A 15,952-nucleotide genomic window follows, 5' to 3' on the forward strand; every position below is an offset into this window, starting at 1 on the left:
GGGCAAATAGTCTCGTGCGGCCACAATTTGCTCAAAAAGCTACCCAAATAGTCAAGGATGGGTAGCTTTGTCCATAAATTAAGTTACAGTTCCTAACCCTTCCCACTTGCGGGTCAACACTCCCACTGCTTCGGCAATCTCTAAGTTGTGGTTCTGCTCTTTGAGCGCTGCTGCAACTTCATCCTTGCTGTGGTAGTAGCCAATCCCAACTCGGCGATCGCCTCTCGACTCATGCTCCTCTCGGCAATCAAGTGGTTGAGGGCGCCACTTCCTACTTCGCCCCACAGCCAATCCCGGCACTGGGCGTACACCGCAGCCAGTATCCCCCGGCGCATCTCCCACTTCGCTGCTATTTCTATTTCCCTAGGGCTGTGTTCGCGTTCGGGCAGCGCTGCTCCCACCCTCGAAGCTGCTTCCCGCAAAGCTTCTACCCAATCAATGGCGGTGCATGGAAGTGATTGCCCGGTTGCGTCCGCGTAGCGAGTGCGCTAGCGTAGTTCGCATCGTTTCCCAAGAGAATGACTTTGAAACAAGAAGGATGAGAGAAGAACATCCGCTCTTGAGGATCGAACGAGCCTTATCTGAGCTCAAGGACGAGACTGAGGAAAATCAAGTAATGCTGTTGGTAGCACGCCATTTGAGAGAATCGCAGCGCAAAGTTGGTTGAAGGCTGAAAGGCTCGGGTATGGCAACATTCACCTCAAGGCGTGGAATAGCAGCAAAAAGCTAATCGAAAACACCACCACCACTGGGCGCCACCACTATTTTTGCTGCTATCAATGCGGGCGATCGCAATTACCTTGTCAAAGCTGCAACTTTTGAAAGCTCGTGTCTGTCCCCGGTAGTTTTGTTACCGAGAAGGCTCCAAGAGTCCAGCATCTGACCGTACAAACAAGTCATTTCCCAAGCAATCCGAGCGTAGACCTTACCCAAAGATGAGTCTTTCTCGCATTGAGGAATCAGGTCAAGTCCCATTGCTAGGTGCTGTTGGTCAATCTGATTATGGATTTGCCAGTAGCGACCCGCTTGCAGCCCCAGCTTTGCAAGCTTCGGACTCGCTGCACAGAAGAAGTCATAGGACGCCCCTTCTGAGATTAAATTCAGTGTAATGATTTGGTGTGCGTTTGATTCGCGCAGGACTGAACGAAAGCAATATGCGTTTACTGATATGGTTTCAAGGGTTGCCGGCACGTTAGTTGGACTCTCATCGGGTTCCAGAAAATCATATGTGTGCATCCACTCAATTAGCCGTTCGCAGTGATCGACTTCCTCCATCGCATGTCGGGCAAAGCACCCTTGGTAATAAGGGTCGTGGCACATGGCATGGCGCAGAGATAGCGCCGAGGTAAAATCGCGGGATAGGTGATATAACTGGCGAATCCAACCTCTAATCTCCTCTGGCGTTGAAGTCACTGCCAAGGTTTCGTAAAAATGTCCATTTCGGAGGAGATTCCGATATTCTTCTGCCAAACTTAACAGCCACTGCATAGATCCACTCCTGCCGTATAATTTTACTTTGACTAGATTTGGTGCCTTTAGGGGGCGAAATTTGTTAAGCGCCAGTATATTATAATAATAAAGCAGTATACTAAAACCAGTCAAGTAGACTAATGCCCCTTGAGTGGCCCTACCGTGTTCTATTCTTTTTTCTCTCATTGCCAGACACGTAAGCGTTGCTATCCGCTAAACACTGGACAAAAGTGGACAAGATAGCCAGTCTAAGTCTCTAACCAGGCTACGTTAGTAAGGTCACGACACCTATGGGTGCTTTCCAGCCCATAGCTATGTCGCCGGAGATTAAACATCTCTATTTAGCTAAGGAAGTGTCTCCGGCACGACAAGCCCCACTAACATTGACGAGGAAAACATTACCGGAGAAATCCGAGGGGGATTTATCCCTAAGAAACGCCCCATTGAGGCGGGTCTTCATCGAACAGTATCAATAGCCTCTGTCCTGTAATGCCAGCAGGTATGCCAAAAAGAATGACCGCTTTTGAGGCGTCTTGGTTTTATTTTGTATGCTGAGTCCACGTTTGTCCAATTAATTGGCGATTAGAGACGTACCGATCGGAAAACCGATCCCAGGCCTTTGTGAAAGTGTCAGTTCTGCGTCTGTCCTGACACAGCGAAGTTTATTCGTACCGACCTACCTATTTTATGGGCTGATCGTGCAACCAGAGCAAGTTGCTTCCCAACTCTGTTAGACTTGCTTTAGGTATGCTTCATCAAAAATACCCAAACATCACAATTATGAGCAAATTATATCAAGGGAAAAGTCAATCTAATACGGGAATTCTTGTAGTCGATAATAACAGAAGAATAGTGAGTATAAATCAAAATTTTGTAGAGTTGTGGAGTGTCCCAAAATACGTTATAGACTCACAGAACGAGTCCCAAGGTTTAGAGTTAGTTTCTCACTATTTAGAAGAACCTCAAAAATTTGTTAAACAAATAACAGAAGTATACCAAAAGCCGGAATTGAATATTTATGCAATTATTAAATTTAAATGCGGTCGGCTGTTAGAGATATCTTCTCAGTCGCAATGGTTTGAAGAACAATATGTAGGGAGAGTCTGGAAAAGTCGCGAACCTGACAAATTCATATTTGATGAGCCAAAATCAATAGTTTATATTTGCCCTTTTTTAGACATATTCCAAAAATAAATGGTTGACCGATCGCTCTTAAATTATAATGAAATTTTACCCCCTCTCAACATGAGCTAACTTCGAGAATATCTTGAAAAGCATCCATTTTATCAATATTCTCTGTGGGTTGATTGCTTATTGCCATCAACCCAAAAAGCCAGGAATCGCCATGGATAAGAACTTGCTTTGTTCTGCTTAACCCGAACTCACGTTTAATAGCTCTATTAAAACAATGCCACTTTCTTGTACCTTTGGTAAAAGCATTACTGTTTTCTTGCGAGCTATCTAATCGCAAAAGGCAGGCAAAAAAATGTGTGCCTTTTTAGTTCAGTTTAATGACGGCAATTCATATTGACCATATTCTTTAGGAGGTACTATCTAATGTCATCAAATACAGTAAATGTTGTAATTGTTGGTGGTGGATCAGCAGGTTGGATGACAGCCGCTTATTTGAGCAAAGCTCTGGATAAAAATGTTCGGATTACCCTAGTAGAATCTTCTAACATCACAACAGTAGGAGTAGGTGAGGCAACTTTTAGCAGCATCAAATCATTTTTCGATTTTCTGGGCTTGCAAGAGTATGAATGGATGCCAAAGTGTAATGCCACTTATAAAATGGCAATTAAATTTGTTGATTGGAATTCAGACAGAAGGCATTTCTACCACACTTTTGAAAAATTTGATTTCATAGATGGGTTCAGTATCTCTGAATGGTGGCTTAAACTAAAAAGTTCCAGCGTACCATTTGACTATTCTTGTTTCATGACACCTACGCTGTGCGATGCCCAAAAGTCTCCCAGATACTTAGATGGCAAAGTCTTTGACGAAAGAGTGCAACATTTATTTTCAGACGATCATTTATCTCAAAAGAGACTTGTAACGCTTGCCGATGCAGAAGGACAGTATCCCTACGCTTATCATTTTGATGCGAATTTAATTGCTAGGTTTTTGAAAGATTATTCTACACAAAGGGGTGTCCGGCAGATTGTTGATGATGTGGTAGATGTAAAGTTAACAGAGGACGGAAGCATAGATTGCATCCATACCGAAAAACATGGCAGTCTCAGCGGAGACTTGTTCGTAGATTGTACGGGTTTTCGCGGCTTGCTAATCAATAAAGCTCTTGATGAACCGTTTATTTCTTTTTCAGAATCGCTGCTTTGCGACAGCGCAATTGCCATGCAAGTACCGACTGATATCAAGAAAAATGGGATCGCTCCTTATACAACCGCAACCGCACAGAGTTCTGGCTGGATTTGGAACATACCTCTTTACGGAAGAACAGGTACGGGGTACGTTTATTCGAGTGCGTTTATCTCCAAAGAGGAAGCAGAGCAAGAGTTCCGCCAGCATTTGGGAGAAGCTTCTAATAACTGCAAAGCATCGCACATCAAAATGAGAATCGGGCGCAACAGGAATTCATGGGTGAAGAACTGTGTAGCCATCGGTTTGTCCAGTGGGTTTGTCGAACCGTTAGAGTCTACCGGGATATTTTTTATCCAGCATGGAATTGAAGAGCTAGTCAACCACTTTCCAGGCAAGTCATTTAGCGACGAGCTGATCCGAAACTACAATAGAGCTATTGCTAATTGTATTGATGGCGTTCGCGACTTTTTGACACTTCATTATTACGCTAGCGATCGAGCAGACACGCCGTTTTGGCAAGCAACAAAGCACGAAATTAAGGTATCAGAGGAACTGCGTGAGAGGTTTAACTTGTGGAAAAAAAGGCTGCCCAATAAAAAGAATATCAATCCAAATTTTCACGGGTTTGAAACTTACTCTTACTCCGTAATGCTGCTCGGACTCAATCATAAACCTGAAGGCAGTTTGCCGCTTTTAGATCATATTGATGACGAGAAAGCATTAGCCCGGTTCAACGCGATCGAGCAAAAAGCACGTCACCTGAGTGCTACTTTGCCATCCCAGTATGAATACTTAACGCACGTGATGAAATCTCAAGAGCGTTCTGAGTACGTTACTGAAAATGACCTATGCCTGGTTTAAATAACGTAAGCTGAGAAGTTGAGTTGTGTGCGTGCTGGTCTGACTTTTCATTGACTCAATCTGCAAGCGCGTGCTAAGCGGTATTTTCTTAAGCGAGTCCGATACCGCAGTTTCTGGGAAAATGCTTCTAAAGTCAACGGCCGCACCTCTACTAAATTTCAGAGAGCGGTCGCTTCCTGCAATTTGCCGTTGTTAGGGGCGATCGCTTTTTGGAACAGAAGCAGCAAAGCTGCGATACCAGCCCGCAATCAATTGCTTTGTTCCTGCAATACTGACCCCAAAAAAGGTGATTGAGGGCAACTGCAATTATGCTGCATTTCTGAGTCGCTGTGCGATCGCACGTTCACAAACAGACGCATCTCCGCCACCGTGAAAAAGTACCTCAACCTCGCCACCGCCTTCATCGCTTCTCTCAAACACAAATCCCAATTACCCGAAATCGACAGCTACTGCCAACCCGCACTCGCCGCCCCCGAGGAGCAAGCTTTGATGGAATGGTTGTTCGCCAGTTTGATGAGTGCTAGTCGTACAGCAAATAAAATAGAATGACGCGAATAGGAGGATGAAATACTGAATACAAAAATTATCTAGCTCGCTTACCTCAAAAAATACTAAGTTATTCTAATGCTTGAACCAAATTTTCAGCCCCCGAACCCACTCAATAATTGTCTTGAAAAAACTGGGTCTTCAAAAGACCTCTCCCAAAAAGAAATAGTTGATCGATCGCTCTTAAAGTATAATTAAATTTTACCCCCTCTCAACATGAGCCAGCTTCGAGAATATCTTGAAAAGCATCCATCCGAGACTCAAAGAATGTTGGGCATAGACTACGACCAATTAATACAACTAATTACAAATGCCGAAAATCTGTATGCTCGTCAAAAAGAGCCAATAAATCAAAGGCTCAAAAAAGAATCTTTGTCGAACATCTAATTAGATTACTAAAAATCTGGAGAGTAGCATCGGAAAGATTTCGCTGAAAATCGAAAAATTTTGGTGGTATGTGGATTAGTAAGATGGCGAATAGGTGCGATCGTTATGTGTCAATAAAAGTCCCTACAAGCTGAAAAAAAACAGTAAAATTTAGATCATGAAACCGGGCAGTTTTTATCGCTCGACCGTTGAAACCCTTATTGAAGCGTTGGTTTTGGCAGCCAGGCCCTTGAGCAGGGCTGTTTCATTCTCAGACGAATCATCGTTTTGTAGGGGTAGTGCCCCCGTGCCTACCCTCCCCCTCCACGATTTTGTAGGTGTTTCAGACATCGGGCGGGCACTCTTGGCACCGCCCCTACAAGAGAATGAAACAGCCCTGGGCCCTTTAGGGGGCCGGGTTCCCAAAACCAAGCGGGGGAAGGGATTGGAATTATGGGAGAGGTCTACTGTATCGAAAAGCACAAAGATTTGGCGATGAAATCGCTGAAATCCTTACCCTGAGACACATAAGCTATATCAATCACCGGATAGCCAGGAGCGACCCGTAGTACCAGTCAACCAGTGTTATCTGGGAACTTTCGTGTTTCAGTTGTGGTAGGATGTATTGTAAGTAGGTAAAACTGTCCTTCTACAGTTTTAAAAGTGTGATAAGAAAATTAAATATTGGAGAAACAAACTAAATATTTATTTTTCTTAATAAAAAGTAACCCCGAACCCCAATCACTTTTTAATGTTGCCAATTTCAGACCAGTTAAAAAATCAAGATGCAAACTCTGGAATTTTGTTAGTAAACAGCCAGAGACAAATTTCAGGGCTGACTCCCAGTTTCTTAAAAATCTGGAACCTACCCGAATTTATTATCAGGTCGCTATCCGATCGCCTAGCGTTGCAGTTTGTTGCCGAACAATTCGACAATCCCCAAGTTTTTCTCAAGAACATAACAGAAATTTACAAGCAGACTCAGCTAGAATGTCACGAAAAAGTTCAACTGAGGGACGGCCGCACAATCGAACGCTATTCTAAACCGTTGTGGGCTGATGGGGAATACGCCGGGCGTCTGTGGATATGTAAACTTAATTAATGGATAGAAAAGTACCCACAAAAAGCGGAGTGCAAACATACATTTTAAGAGAGAGGGCGCTTTTCGTACTGAATTTTAGAAATTGCTTGAATGTCAAAAAGATTAATTACTAAAATAGTCACAAATATGCCAGCTTACATGAAAGACCCGGTTTTACTCCCTATTGTTGTGGATACTGGAGCGCCTCTAACAATTGCCGCTCAAATTACCGAGCAGATTAAGCTATTGATCGTGCGGGGCAGTCTCAAGCCGAACCAGCCACTACCACCGGGCGTTCATTTAGCAAAGCATTTAGGAGTCAACCACAATACTGTAGCCTTGGTGTACAACGAACTGATTAATTCAGGATATTTGATAGGTCTGCGGGGCAAAGGAACTTTTATCGCCGATTCCCAGTCTGTGAAACAAATAATAGCCCGGAAAAGTTTCTACGACTTGCTCGGTCAAGCTTTTCGCTCTGCATCTCAAAGTGGGCTGAGCGTGTCGGAGTTTTCAGCAGCAGCTTACGCTCAAGCAGTCCTTGTCGATCGCCATCAAATCAACGTAGCATTTGTGAATTTTTTCCCAGATAGTATCGATATTGGCAGCAGCATTCAATCTGCAACCGGGTTAGCTTTAGTATCAATTGATTGGAACACGTTAAAAAATAAGGAAGCAGAATCAGTTCAACAGTTGTTGGCGGCAGATTTGGTGGTAACAACTATTAAAAACTTGTGGGATGTAGCGAAGCTGGCAGATCCCAACAAAGAAGTAATCGGAATTGACGTGCAACCGGATATGCAATTGCTAAGCTGTATTTCACCGCTGCCCCGCAATGCCAAGCTGTTATTCGTATGTAAAGAACAAATTAGCAGCGAAGCGATGAAGGAGATAATCGAGTACAACGTGCATCACGTAGAGTCAGAAGCCGTTACCCTCGAAACCGTTCAAAATAATGATTTTGACCTGGATCAATTTGATTTGATAGTCTGTTCGAGTCAAGTAGAGAGTCGGTTGAGTAAATACGTCCCCCAAAACTTGAAAGTAATGACTTTTCGTATCGCCATAGATCCGATAAACTTGTTGGTACTTCAAGCTCGTTTGGCTGCTGTTGAAATGGAAAAGTTAATGTAATCCGAATCTTTCCAAACTTGTGAAACAACTCGAACTTTTTCCCAAATTCAACTCCAACTATCCTCCTCCGGCATCTCAATTGGCGATGAGCGCTGATGCCCTACATTCTTGGAAAAACCGAATTTTCGAGTGTCAGCAATTTGCTAGTACCGAGCAACCGCAGCAGGGAACTTTATTCGAGTTAACTCCCAATCCTTGCTACTCCAATACCCTCGACCCTTTTACCCTGCAACTTCACCGAAAAACGAGCCCGGCGTGCCTCTGGCTTTAGACATGAGGAGGAAGTCGGCAGCGGTTTCAACCGCCTTTAATATTTATTTACATAATGGATCTAAAGATTTGTTATAATTAGATTGTAAGTGTGCGATTCGTTTAGCCGAAACTGAGTAACAATACTTGGGGGATGACTAGGATGACTATAAAGTCATAATAACTGGATACACATCTGGGTGCGGGTCATTCTTAATCCCAGTCCGCAAGTGCAGCGGTTAAAGCATATCCCCTATCTTGTCAGGTAGCAACTAACAGGGTAAAGCGGGGATAAAAGACAGACTACTGGTAGCCGAAACTGGTAACTGTCAAGCAAGAGTTCATGTGCAGCGAAAGCAAAGATGTGTCTGAACCATCGTTATCTAAGATGGTCTAACGGCTCAATCAGAATAAACCCGTCGCAAAACACGGTAAAGACTGATTAAGACCAAGCCAAAAGGCAAGGATAGGGCATAGGCGATTGTTTACTCGACCTATAAGCACCGCCCATAAACCCGGTGGATAGCATCGCACTAAAAACTCAAACAATGTGTATTTGGAACGAAGTAAAGCACTCACAGCCCTTAAATAATTAAGTAGGTTGCTAGCCGTAAGCTGTGAGTGTGAGAGATGGTTGCAGAAGCCAAAGCTCTACCGTAATAGTAGAGATATGCTGACAGCGCCGGGTGGTGTAAAAGATGGAGACTGAGTAACCCTTTAAAAGCCTAATACCACAGAAAAATCTGATGGTGGGATGTAGGGGTAAAAGGAAAACTATCAAGTGGTATGAATCATTTCTGATGCGTTCGTACTATATCCATACCCAGGATTACATCACTCAGGAGCCGTGTGCGGTGAAAGTCGCAAGCACGGTTTTGTAGGAGAGGTGGTGGGGGACACCCTGCCATCGACTCTCTAATAAAAAACCCATCTACGTGTTGAAACTTGTCTTGTATCGGAGAAATCCCGGCGCAGTGAGCCACCACTACCATTCATGTAGTAAGCCTGTATAACTGACAAGTAATGGCAGAATGTGTGTTGCGTACCTATCTGGCAAATGTGATGGATACTGACAAGCAAACACAATTTAAAGTAAGCGCAATTGCAATACCTTTTGTACGGGTAGTTGTTTTGAGCGAATAGAGGTGATTTGATAACGCCTTTGAGAGTTTTCCGATTCATTCAAGAATCCCCGTGGCTTTAGCCCTGGGGAGTATCAAAACCTTTCATTTTGCGATCGACCCGATTCGGGCGATCGCACTTGCCTCTACTTCGTTATCGATAACGCGCTCCCGCTGCTGCTGTACGTCGGAGAAACGCAACGCACTCCAAAACAGCGGTGGATGAGCCACGATTGTCATAAATACATTGAAAATTACATCGGATTGCACCGCAGCTATTCCCTCAATGTCGCTGTAAGTATTGCATTTTGGTACGGAGCGCCCGGTAATCGCAAACAGCGGTTGCAATTGGAATCAGAGCTGATTTACAAGTGGAAATCTCCTTTTAACAAAGAGTGTTGGCAGTATTGGGGACAGCCGTTCGGGAAGTGAAATGGCTGGAATAACGTATCGAATTGATGCCGCTAACAAAACACCCCTTGTCGTACCGATTCAGGTGAAAACCTACGCCAACTAAGAAATGAAAAAGTACCTCAACCTCGCCACCGCCCTCATCGCCTCCCTCAAACCCAAATCCCAGCCACCCGAAATCGATACTTGCGGTCAACCCGCGTTAACTCAGGAACAGCAGCTAGCTCTCATGGAATGGTTGTTCGCTAGTTTGATGGGTGTTGGCTATTTCGGCAAAGCTCACCTCATCTGGGATGATGGCAAAGACAGGGAGCGGCAGATATTCACCGCATTGATGAGAAACGAGCCAATATTCCTCTATAGCCAAGGAACGCGACCCACCCCAACTGCTGAGGGATATTGCTGGCGGCTACTTGGCGAACATCCCAGTTTGAGTGTGTATCAGTTGCAGGTGGAAGTGGAAGGAAAGTGAGGGCAATGGAGAGCTATAAAAACCAGAAAGCCCACAAAATTGGGAAACATACACTGTCAAAATTTCGAGATTTTTGTACGCGTGTAACATTTAAGACCTCAAAACCCGCCCCGAAGCGCTACTCCCCTCAACTGCATTCGAGATGATGCAGGCGCGCGAAAGGCAATATATCAGTTGCACATAAAAATTGAAGCCTGTTGGTAGCGCAGAAGTGTTAAGAGCCTTTACCTAATCGATTCCAAGGTTCCTGCAAATGAGAGTTGCTGCAAAACTTGCATAAATCATTTGTATTGGCTACATATGATATCCGCAGCGAAATTTTAACTTGACAAACGTAAAATTTATTACTTATACTACTATACAGGTATTTTAATACCGTACAAGCGGATAAAACAAGTCAGACCGAGCAAACTACCGAACCTTTGGTTTTTGCGGCTCTATTGACACGCAGGAAAATGTATCGACTGAAGTTAAACTTCCGTCGGGACTAAATGCGATTAAAACCAAATGAAATGCAACTAGCAAAGATTTTGCCTCAGTGACAGGCTTGAATGAGCGCAACTATTGGTGTTAACAGCCGCTCTCGTTCAAAACTCTCTATCGGTACTGTACCAATAGAGAAACAACAGCATGATTTATGGCGCGAACCTAACAACACAGGAATTATTGTTTGATGAATACTCCAAGAGACACTCAAAGTCAAGGCTTTGAAAAAGCCCGCCGCAACCTGCAAGAACTTTCCCGTTCTTCCAACCTTCCAAAACTGGACAGCACGTCAGGAACGCGCTCCCTTGAAGCCTGGTTTATGGGGCCAAAGGGAGAAAATGCTGGCGTGCTGGAGACTTTAATTGTAGAAGCAATTCGCGACCAGGCTGACTGGAGAAAAAATTATCACCCAAAAGATCCCGAGCACATTACAGAGGAAATTAAGCAGTCTCCAGAATATTTACAGGCAATGGAGAATTTCAATGAGGGCTATCACTCATTGTTGGAGTTTCTCAAAAAGTCAGTTCCTTTCTTCAGCATGCGCTATCAAGGGCACATGAACTGGGATTTGACAATGCCGAGCGTGGTTGGTTACTTCGCGGCGATGCTCTACAACCCCAATAACGTAGCATTTGAAGCATCAACAGCAACGACCTACCTGGAAATTATCGTCGGTAACGATTTGTGCCTCATGCTGGGATACAAAATCCCGGAAAATGAGGAAGAGATTGCTCCCTGGGGACACATAACTTGTGGGGGTACAGTTGCCAATATAGAGGCTCTATGGTCAGCTAGAAATCTCAAGTTCTATCCCATTGCTTTGCAACAAGCTGTAATCAACGACTTGACACCAGAAGCAAAAAATATCGAGGTTTCTTTTTACGACGGCGGTATTTTGGTGGTGAAGCCTTTAATTGAACTAACTGTTTGGCAACTGCTCAACCTCAAAGCCGATGACATTCTAGGATTGCCCGCCCGTCTCAAATCGGAGTATGGTATCGATTCGACTGTCCTCTCAGATGCTGTGTCAAAATATTCGCTGCAAGATTTGGGAATACAAAAGTTTGCCAAAAATTTCCTGAGCGATGTGCCAGAACCTTTGTTTTTTGTACCGGGCAGCAAGCACTACTCTTTCCCCAAAGCAGCAGCACTGCTAGGCATGGGAGCGTCCCACATGAAAGACGTTGATGTGGATGCGAACGGTCGAATGAAGATAGATGATCTCCGCGATCATCTCGATAAATGCTTGGCAGAAAAAATACCCGTGTACACAGTAGTGGCGGTGATGGGAAGCACTGAAGAAGGCGCAGTCGATCCGCTGCGGGAAATTCTCGATTTGCGGGAAGAATATCGGACGCAAGGTTTAGAATTTACAGTTCATGCTGATGCAGCTTGGGGAGGCTATTTTGCATCTATATTGCGCGATGACTTTGAAATCGAACCCCTACCCTTTCGCTCCGCTCCCCCACCAATTTCACCGTTAAGTGCCTACGTAACCACCCAATTTGAAGCGCTCGGCGAGACTGATTCTATCACCGTCGATCCTCACAAAGCAGGTTACATCCCGTATCCGGCAGGAGCACTTTGCTACCGCAATTCAGCCATGCGCTCTCTAGTTACCTTTGCTGCGCCTTATATATTTCACGGCGATGCTGAACCAACAACAGGTATTTACGGTATAGAGGGTTCTAAACCCGGGGCTGCTTGTGCTTCAGTATATTTGAGCCATCGAGTAATTCGACCCACAAAAAGCGGCTACGGCAAACTCTTGGGTCAGGCTTTGTACAGTTGTGACAAGCTTTACGCGCGGCTAATGTGCATGAACAAGCCCGAAGATCGTTTTATCGTAGTTCCTCTATCCGCTCTCCCAGACGATGTTACCGAACAACAAGTTGGGGATTTGATTGATGGCAAAACTAATGAGGAGATCCAAAATAACCCAGACGCAATGGCCCTCCTGAAAGAAATTGGACCCGACCAAAATATCTTGGTCTATGCTTTCAACTTCAAGACTCCATCGGGCAAAGTCAACAACAATTTAGAGAAGGCAAACAAACTCAACCAAACAATTTACGAGAAGCTGAGCATCGAACCGGAGACTGATATCTCTGCTTACGATCTGATTGTGAGCACGACGGATTTCTACGAAAAGTCCTACGGGACAGAATTCATCAAAACCTACAAACAACGTTTGGGAGTAGATGGCTCATCAGACATGCCCATCACCGTTCTGCGTTCTGTAGTGATGGACCCCTGGGTCACAGAAACTGCAACTGGTTCATTTATTGACGTGCTAGAAAAAATATTGCGCGATACAGTTAACCAGGTTATCAACGAAAATCCCGGTGATTTCCAAGTCGAAAATATAATGCCGGTGATTTCCGAGTCGAAAATGTAATGCAGTCCAGCGCTTCACAGATGCGCGCGCATTAGGATTAAAAGCCTGGGCGGTTTGTTCTTTTTCTTGATTTCTCACCAATCCAGAGTACGGATTGTTGAATCAGGGCAGAGAGCCGTAGCTGGCAGCAGGTAAATCAAGTACGAAATGCCAAGATGGAGATGCAATTCGCATCGGCATTCGTACTTGAGTTACTAGCAAACTACATATTGGATGGGTTCTACAGGTATGGCTTGCAGGCAAAATTCATTAAAAAAAGCAACAGCAAGAGTTTGTATGATTTTACATTTGGTTGCACAATACGGTTGACTCACGCCTATTTACCAGTCAATTTGAGTGTAAAATTTGGGTAAGTATTACTAATATTTAGGTAGGGTATTTTCCTAGACCCTGGTGTTCAGCAGCTTTGATAGAACGATCGCGGTGTGACTGTCAACCACAACCTCCAAGATTACTTGAAACTTACAGCCAGAGTTTAGGCATTAGAAATGAAATTAGGTTCTCAATTATCTAGCATTTCAAAGCAGTCGGATCGCTCGTCAGATACAAGCACAAATTTTTGGCAACAATGGAACCAGCACCGAGATTATCTTTACCGTTGCTGTTTGAAGTGGATGGACGGAAACGCGACTAATGCCGAAGAGGTACTCAGTCGAGCGATGCTCAAAGCCTTTGAGAAGAGTCAAGATTCTACTGGTGTCATCACTAATTTTAAAGCTTGGTTGACCCGACTGACTTATAACCTCTGTATGGATATACATCGAGAAAATAAGAGGTTGGGCGATCGGGTTGAGAGTTTGGAAGTAATAATTGAAAAAGGGGAAGAGGGACTGGTTTCTCTCTCCCATAGTCCTGAAACTGTCGCTTTACACTGCGAATTAGCAATGATAATCCAACGCGCTATTGAGGATTTGCCGCCCAAACTGCGCGAACCTTTTATCCTACACTTCATTGCGGAAAAATCCTATCTGGAAATAGTACAAAAGCTAGGTGTATCCTACGAAAACCTTCGCAAACGTATTTCACAAGCGCGAAAAATTCTGCAAAAGCGTTTGACAAAGTATTTGTCAGGGTTGGACAATTCTCTGTTAAATTCCTCCGAGTCACCGGACAAAAAGGGAGAGCCCGGAATGGAAAGTTTTCACTCCGATGAAATAATCACGATTTACCAAAAAATAGCTCCATTCCCCCAACAAAAGGGGCGCTTTGATTGTTCTCTTAATTATCAAGTAAGCGCAATATGTCTGGAAACAATTTTTCCTGCTTGGTACCAGTCACCCACTGCTCTGGGGTGGAGTTGAATGTTCATCTAGTCTTAGAAAAAAAGCTAACGAGACAAGAGCAGAAGCTGAACGCATTAAGTCAGTATGTGGAGCAGTATCCCTCGGGCTGGAAGAAACGCTTGGAATTAGCTAATCTCCTGTCAGTAATTGGTAACTGGGAGCGGGCGGTTGAGGAGTATCGCCAAGTCATTGAGCGGCAACCTCAATTAATAGATGTGTTGTTAAAATTGGGGAAACTCTTGCAGCTAATGGGAAGGGAAGCTGAGGCGATCGCAGTTTATCAGAGTGCCTTACCATTATGCGACAATGAAGGGATAGGACAGTATATCAATGGAGCGATCGCAATTTGTCGAGGTGACAGTAAAAAAGCCATCACTGCGTTGGAAACTGCGGCTAACCTACAACCAGATAACGTAGCTAACTGGCTGGTTTTGGGACAATTGCAGATGGGGAGAGAGAATCCTGTTGGGGCTTTAGGAGCCTTTGAGATGATTTTGTCACTTAACCCTGATGATATTGTCGCCTTAATTCATAGCTATGATGCCCTAATGGCGGTGGGGAATCTTCAGGAAGCACAGCGACGGTTGCATAAATTAATCGTCTTAGCTGCTGATGATTTCCGGGTACTTCAACGACAGTTGAATGAGCGTTGCGCGATGAGATTGATATCTGGGAAGGAGGGGAAGGAGACGAAAAAGATAATTACCTCTGCTCTGCGACAGTATCCTCATGGGGCTGAGGCTCACAAATCTCTGGCATATTATCACATCTTTCGAGGAGATTGGAAGGAAGGTTTGGAGGTGTTAGCAGAGTTTACCGCACAACACCCGAATAATCCTCATGGTTGGTATTACTATGGGCGCTGCTTGTTTGAGACGGGGGAATATGACAAGGCGGCGGAAATGATGGGGAAAGCTTATCATCTGTATCCTGATGAGTGTGAAATTTATCGGGGTTTGTGTGAGATTTTGTCGGTGCAACCTCTCCCCCTGCCCCTCTCCTGCGTTAGCGAAGCGGCACGAAGTGCGGAGAGGGGAGTTAGAGGAGAAGGGAGGGAAGTTAGAGGTGATGAGAGGGGAGTTAGAGGTGATGAGAGGGGAGTTAGAGGTGATGAGAGGGGAGTTAGAGGTGATGAGGGGGGAGTTAGAGGAGGGGAGAGTAAGATGAATCTTGCTTCCATAGTGGAAGAGATGCTTGAGCGGTTTCCTCAACGCTGGAGTGTTTGGGCGACTGCGGGGCGAGTCTTGGTGGAATCCTTGAAAGAGGTTGAAAGGGGGTGTCAGGTTTCTGAAGAGGGGACAAAACTACAGCCTCAGTTAGCCGATGCTTGGTTTTGTCATGGCAGGGTGTTGGCTTTGGCTGGAAAACATCAGGAAGCAGTAGAGGCGTTGGAGAAAGGATGGCATATTTTACCAGGAGAAAGTTATCTGCAATCAGTACCTGCGGCAGTGTGGCTAGGGGAGAGTTACCGAGAGCTGAGGGATGATGGGGCTAGTAAGGGATGGTGGGAAGCAGCTTGTGAGGGAAGTCAGAAATTGAGGGCATTTAATCCGACTATGGCTGATTACTGGTTAGGGAGAGCCTTGGTGGGGTTGGGGGATAAGTTGGGAGCGATAGAGGCTTATGAGAGTGCTTTGCGTCAGGAGTTGTTGTATCCGACTCGTGGGGAAGTTGAAAAAAATATACGGCGGCTGAAAGATAGGAGGTATAAGGGTTCTGGGGGTTGAGGGTGGATTTTGGGGGAGAAAAAAT

14 protein-coding genes are annotated in these 15,952 nt (G+C 44.7%); 12 read left to right on the forward strand and 2 right to left on the reverse strand.

Annotated elements, in window-relative coordinates:
• Positions 1–140: 140 nt before the first annotated feature.
• Positions 141–401 (reverse strand): hypothetical protein, encoded by a 261-nt coding sequence (locus JGK11_RS11295; protein WP_293190705.1) that lies wholly within the window; start codon positions 399–401, stop codon positions 141–143.
• A 47-nt stretch (positions 402–448) separates the two neighbouring features.
• Between JGK11_RS11295 and JGK11_RS11300 the strand changes: the two genes are divergently transcribed.
• Positions 449–667, forward strand: coding sequence for a hypothetical protein (locus JGK11_RS11300; protein WP_293184639.1), 219 nt, complete (start codon positions 449–451; stop codon positions 665–667).
• 128 nt (positions 668–795) lie between these two features.
• Here JGK11_RS11300 and JGK11_RS11305 read toward each other — a convergent pair whose 3' ends face one another.
• On the reverse strand, positions 796–1,488 hold the full coding sequence (locus tag JGK11_RS11305) for an iron-containing redox enzyme family protein (RefSeq protein ID WP_293190707.1): 693 nt from the start codon (positions 1,486–1,488) through the stop codon (positions 796–798).
• Positions 1,489–2,184: 696 nt separating this feature from the next.
• On the opposite strand from JGK11_RS11305, the gene JGK11_RS11310 reads away from it, so the two are divergent.
• The 11 genes from JGK11_RS11310 to JGK11_RS11360 all read left to right on the forward strand — a co-directional run bounded on the left by JGK11_RS11310 (position 2,185) and on the right by JGK11_RS11360 (position 15,927).
• On the forward strand, positions 2,185–2,664 hold the full coding sequence (locus JGK11_RS11310) for a hypothetical protein (RefSeq protein ID WP_293190709.1): 480 nt from the start codon (positions 2,185–2,187) through the stop codon (positions 2,662–2,664).
• A 363-nt stretch (positions 2,665–3,027) separates the two neighbouring features.
• A complete protein-coding gene (locus JGK11_RS11315) occupies positions 3,028–4,653 on the forward strand; it encodes a tryptophan halogenase family protein (RefSeq protein WP_293190711.1) in 1,626 nt (541 codons plus the stop codon).
• Positions 4,654–5,022: 369 nt separating this feature from the next.
• Positions 5,023–5,202, forward strand: a complete 180-nt coding sequence (locus JGK11_RS11320) for a hypothetical protein (RefSeq protein WP_293190713.1) — start codon at positions 5,023–5,025, stop codon at positions 5,200–5,202.
• A 1,114-nt stretch (positions 5,203–6,316) separates the two neighbouring features.
• Positions 6,317–6,667: a hypothetical protein gene (locus tag JGK11_RS11325; protein ID WP_293190715.1), complete on the forward strand. Its 351-nt coding sequence runs from the start codon at positions 6,317–6,319 to the stop codon at positions 6,665–6,667.
• A 90-nt stretch (positions 6,668–6,757) separates the two neighbouring features.
• Positions 6,758–7,780, forward strand: coding sequence for a GntR family transcriptional regulator (locus tag JGK11_RS11330; protein WP_293211690.1), 1,023 nt, complete (start codon positions 6,758–6,760; stop codon positions 7,778–7,780).
• Positions 7,781–7,799: 19 nt separating this feature from the next.
• Positions 7,800–8,051: a hypothetical protein gene (locus tag JGK11_RS11335; RefSeq protein ID WP_293211692.1), complete on the forward strand. Its 252-nt coding sequence runs from the start codon at positions 7,800–7,802 to the stop codon at positions 8,049–8,051.
• Between the two features lie 1,279 nt (positions 8,052–9,330).
• Positions 9,331–9,582, forward strand: a complete 252-nt coding sequence (locus tag JGK11_RS32860; protein WP_325315582.1) for a hypothetical protein — start codon at positions 9,331–9,333, stop codon at positions 9,580–9,582.
• 88 nt (positions 9,583–9,670) lie between these two features.
• Positions 9,671–10,033: a hypothetical protein gene (locus JGK11_RS11345; protein ID WP_293190718.1), complete on the forward strand. Its 363-nt coding sequence runs from the start codon at positions 9,671–9,673 to the stop codon at positions 10,031–10,033.
• 673 nt (positions 10,034–10,706) lie between these two features.
• A complete protein-coding gene (locus JGK11_RS11350) occupies positions 10,707–12,917 on the forward strand; it encodes a pyridoxal-dependent decarboxylase (protein ID WP_293211697.1) in 2,211 nt (736 codons plus the stop codon).
• Positions 12,918–13,405: 488 nt separating this feature from the next.
• Positions 13,406–14,218 carry an RNA polymerase sigma factor gene (locus tag JGK11_RS11355; protein ID WP_293211700.1) on the forward strand — a complete coding sequence of 271 codons (813 nt, stop codon included), beginning with the start codon at positions 13,406–13,408 and terminating at the stop codon, positions 14,216–14,218.
• Positions 14,158–15,927: a tetratricopeptide repeat protein gene (locus JGK11_RS11360; protein WP_293211702.1), complete on the forward strand. Its 1,770-nt coding sequence runs from the start codon at positions 14,158–14,160 to the stop codon at positions 15,925–15,927. Before JGK11_RS11355 ends, JGK11_RS11360 begins: the two co-directional genes overlap by 61 nt.
• Positions 15,928–15,952 lie beyond the last annotated feature (25 nt).

Origin of the sequence: Microcoleus sp. PH2017_34_RAT_O_A (assembly GCF_020737885.1) — a bacterium.
Taxonomy (GTDB): domain Bacteria; phylum Cyanobacteriota; class Cyanobacteriia; order Cyanobacteriales; family Microcoleaceae; genus Microcoleus.

Coding starts and splice junctions, on each gene's coding strand:
- JGK11_RS11360 (WP_293211702.1), top strand. CDS start 14,158: ATGTCTGGAAACAATTTTTCCTGCTTGGTACCAGTCACCCACTGCTCT.
- JGK11_RS11350 (WP_293211697.1), top strand. CDS start 10,707: ATGAATACTCCAAGAGACACTCAAAGTCAAGGCTTTGAAAAAGCCCGC.
- JGK11_RS11345 (WP_293190718.1), top strand. CDS start 9,671: ATGAAAAAGTACCTCAACCTCGCCACCGCCCTCATCGCCTCCCTCAAA.
- JGK11_RS11305 (WP_293190707.1), bottom strand. CDS start 1,488: ATGCAGTGGCTGTTAAGTTTGGCAGAAGAATATCGGAATCTCCTCCGA.
- JGK11_RS11355 (WP_293211700.1), top strand. CDS start 13,406: ATGAAATTAGGTTCTCAATTATCTAGCATTTCAAAGCAGTCGGATCGC.
- JGK11_RS11315 (WP_293190711.1), top strand. CDS start 3,028: ATGTCATCAAATACAGTAAATGTTGTAATTGTTGGTGGTGGATCAGCA.
- JGK11_RS11325 (WP_293190715.1), top strand. CDS start 6,317: ATGTTGCCAATTTCAGACCAGTTAAAAAATCAAGATGCAAACTCTGGA.
- JGK11_RS11300 (WP_293184639.1), top strand. CDS start 449: ATGGAAGTGATTGCCCGGTTGCGTCCGCGTAGCGAGTGCGCTAGCGTA.
- JGK11_RS11330 (WP_293211690.1), top strand. CDS start 6,758: ATGTCAAAAAGATTAATTACTAAAATAGTCACAAATATGCCAGCTTAC.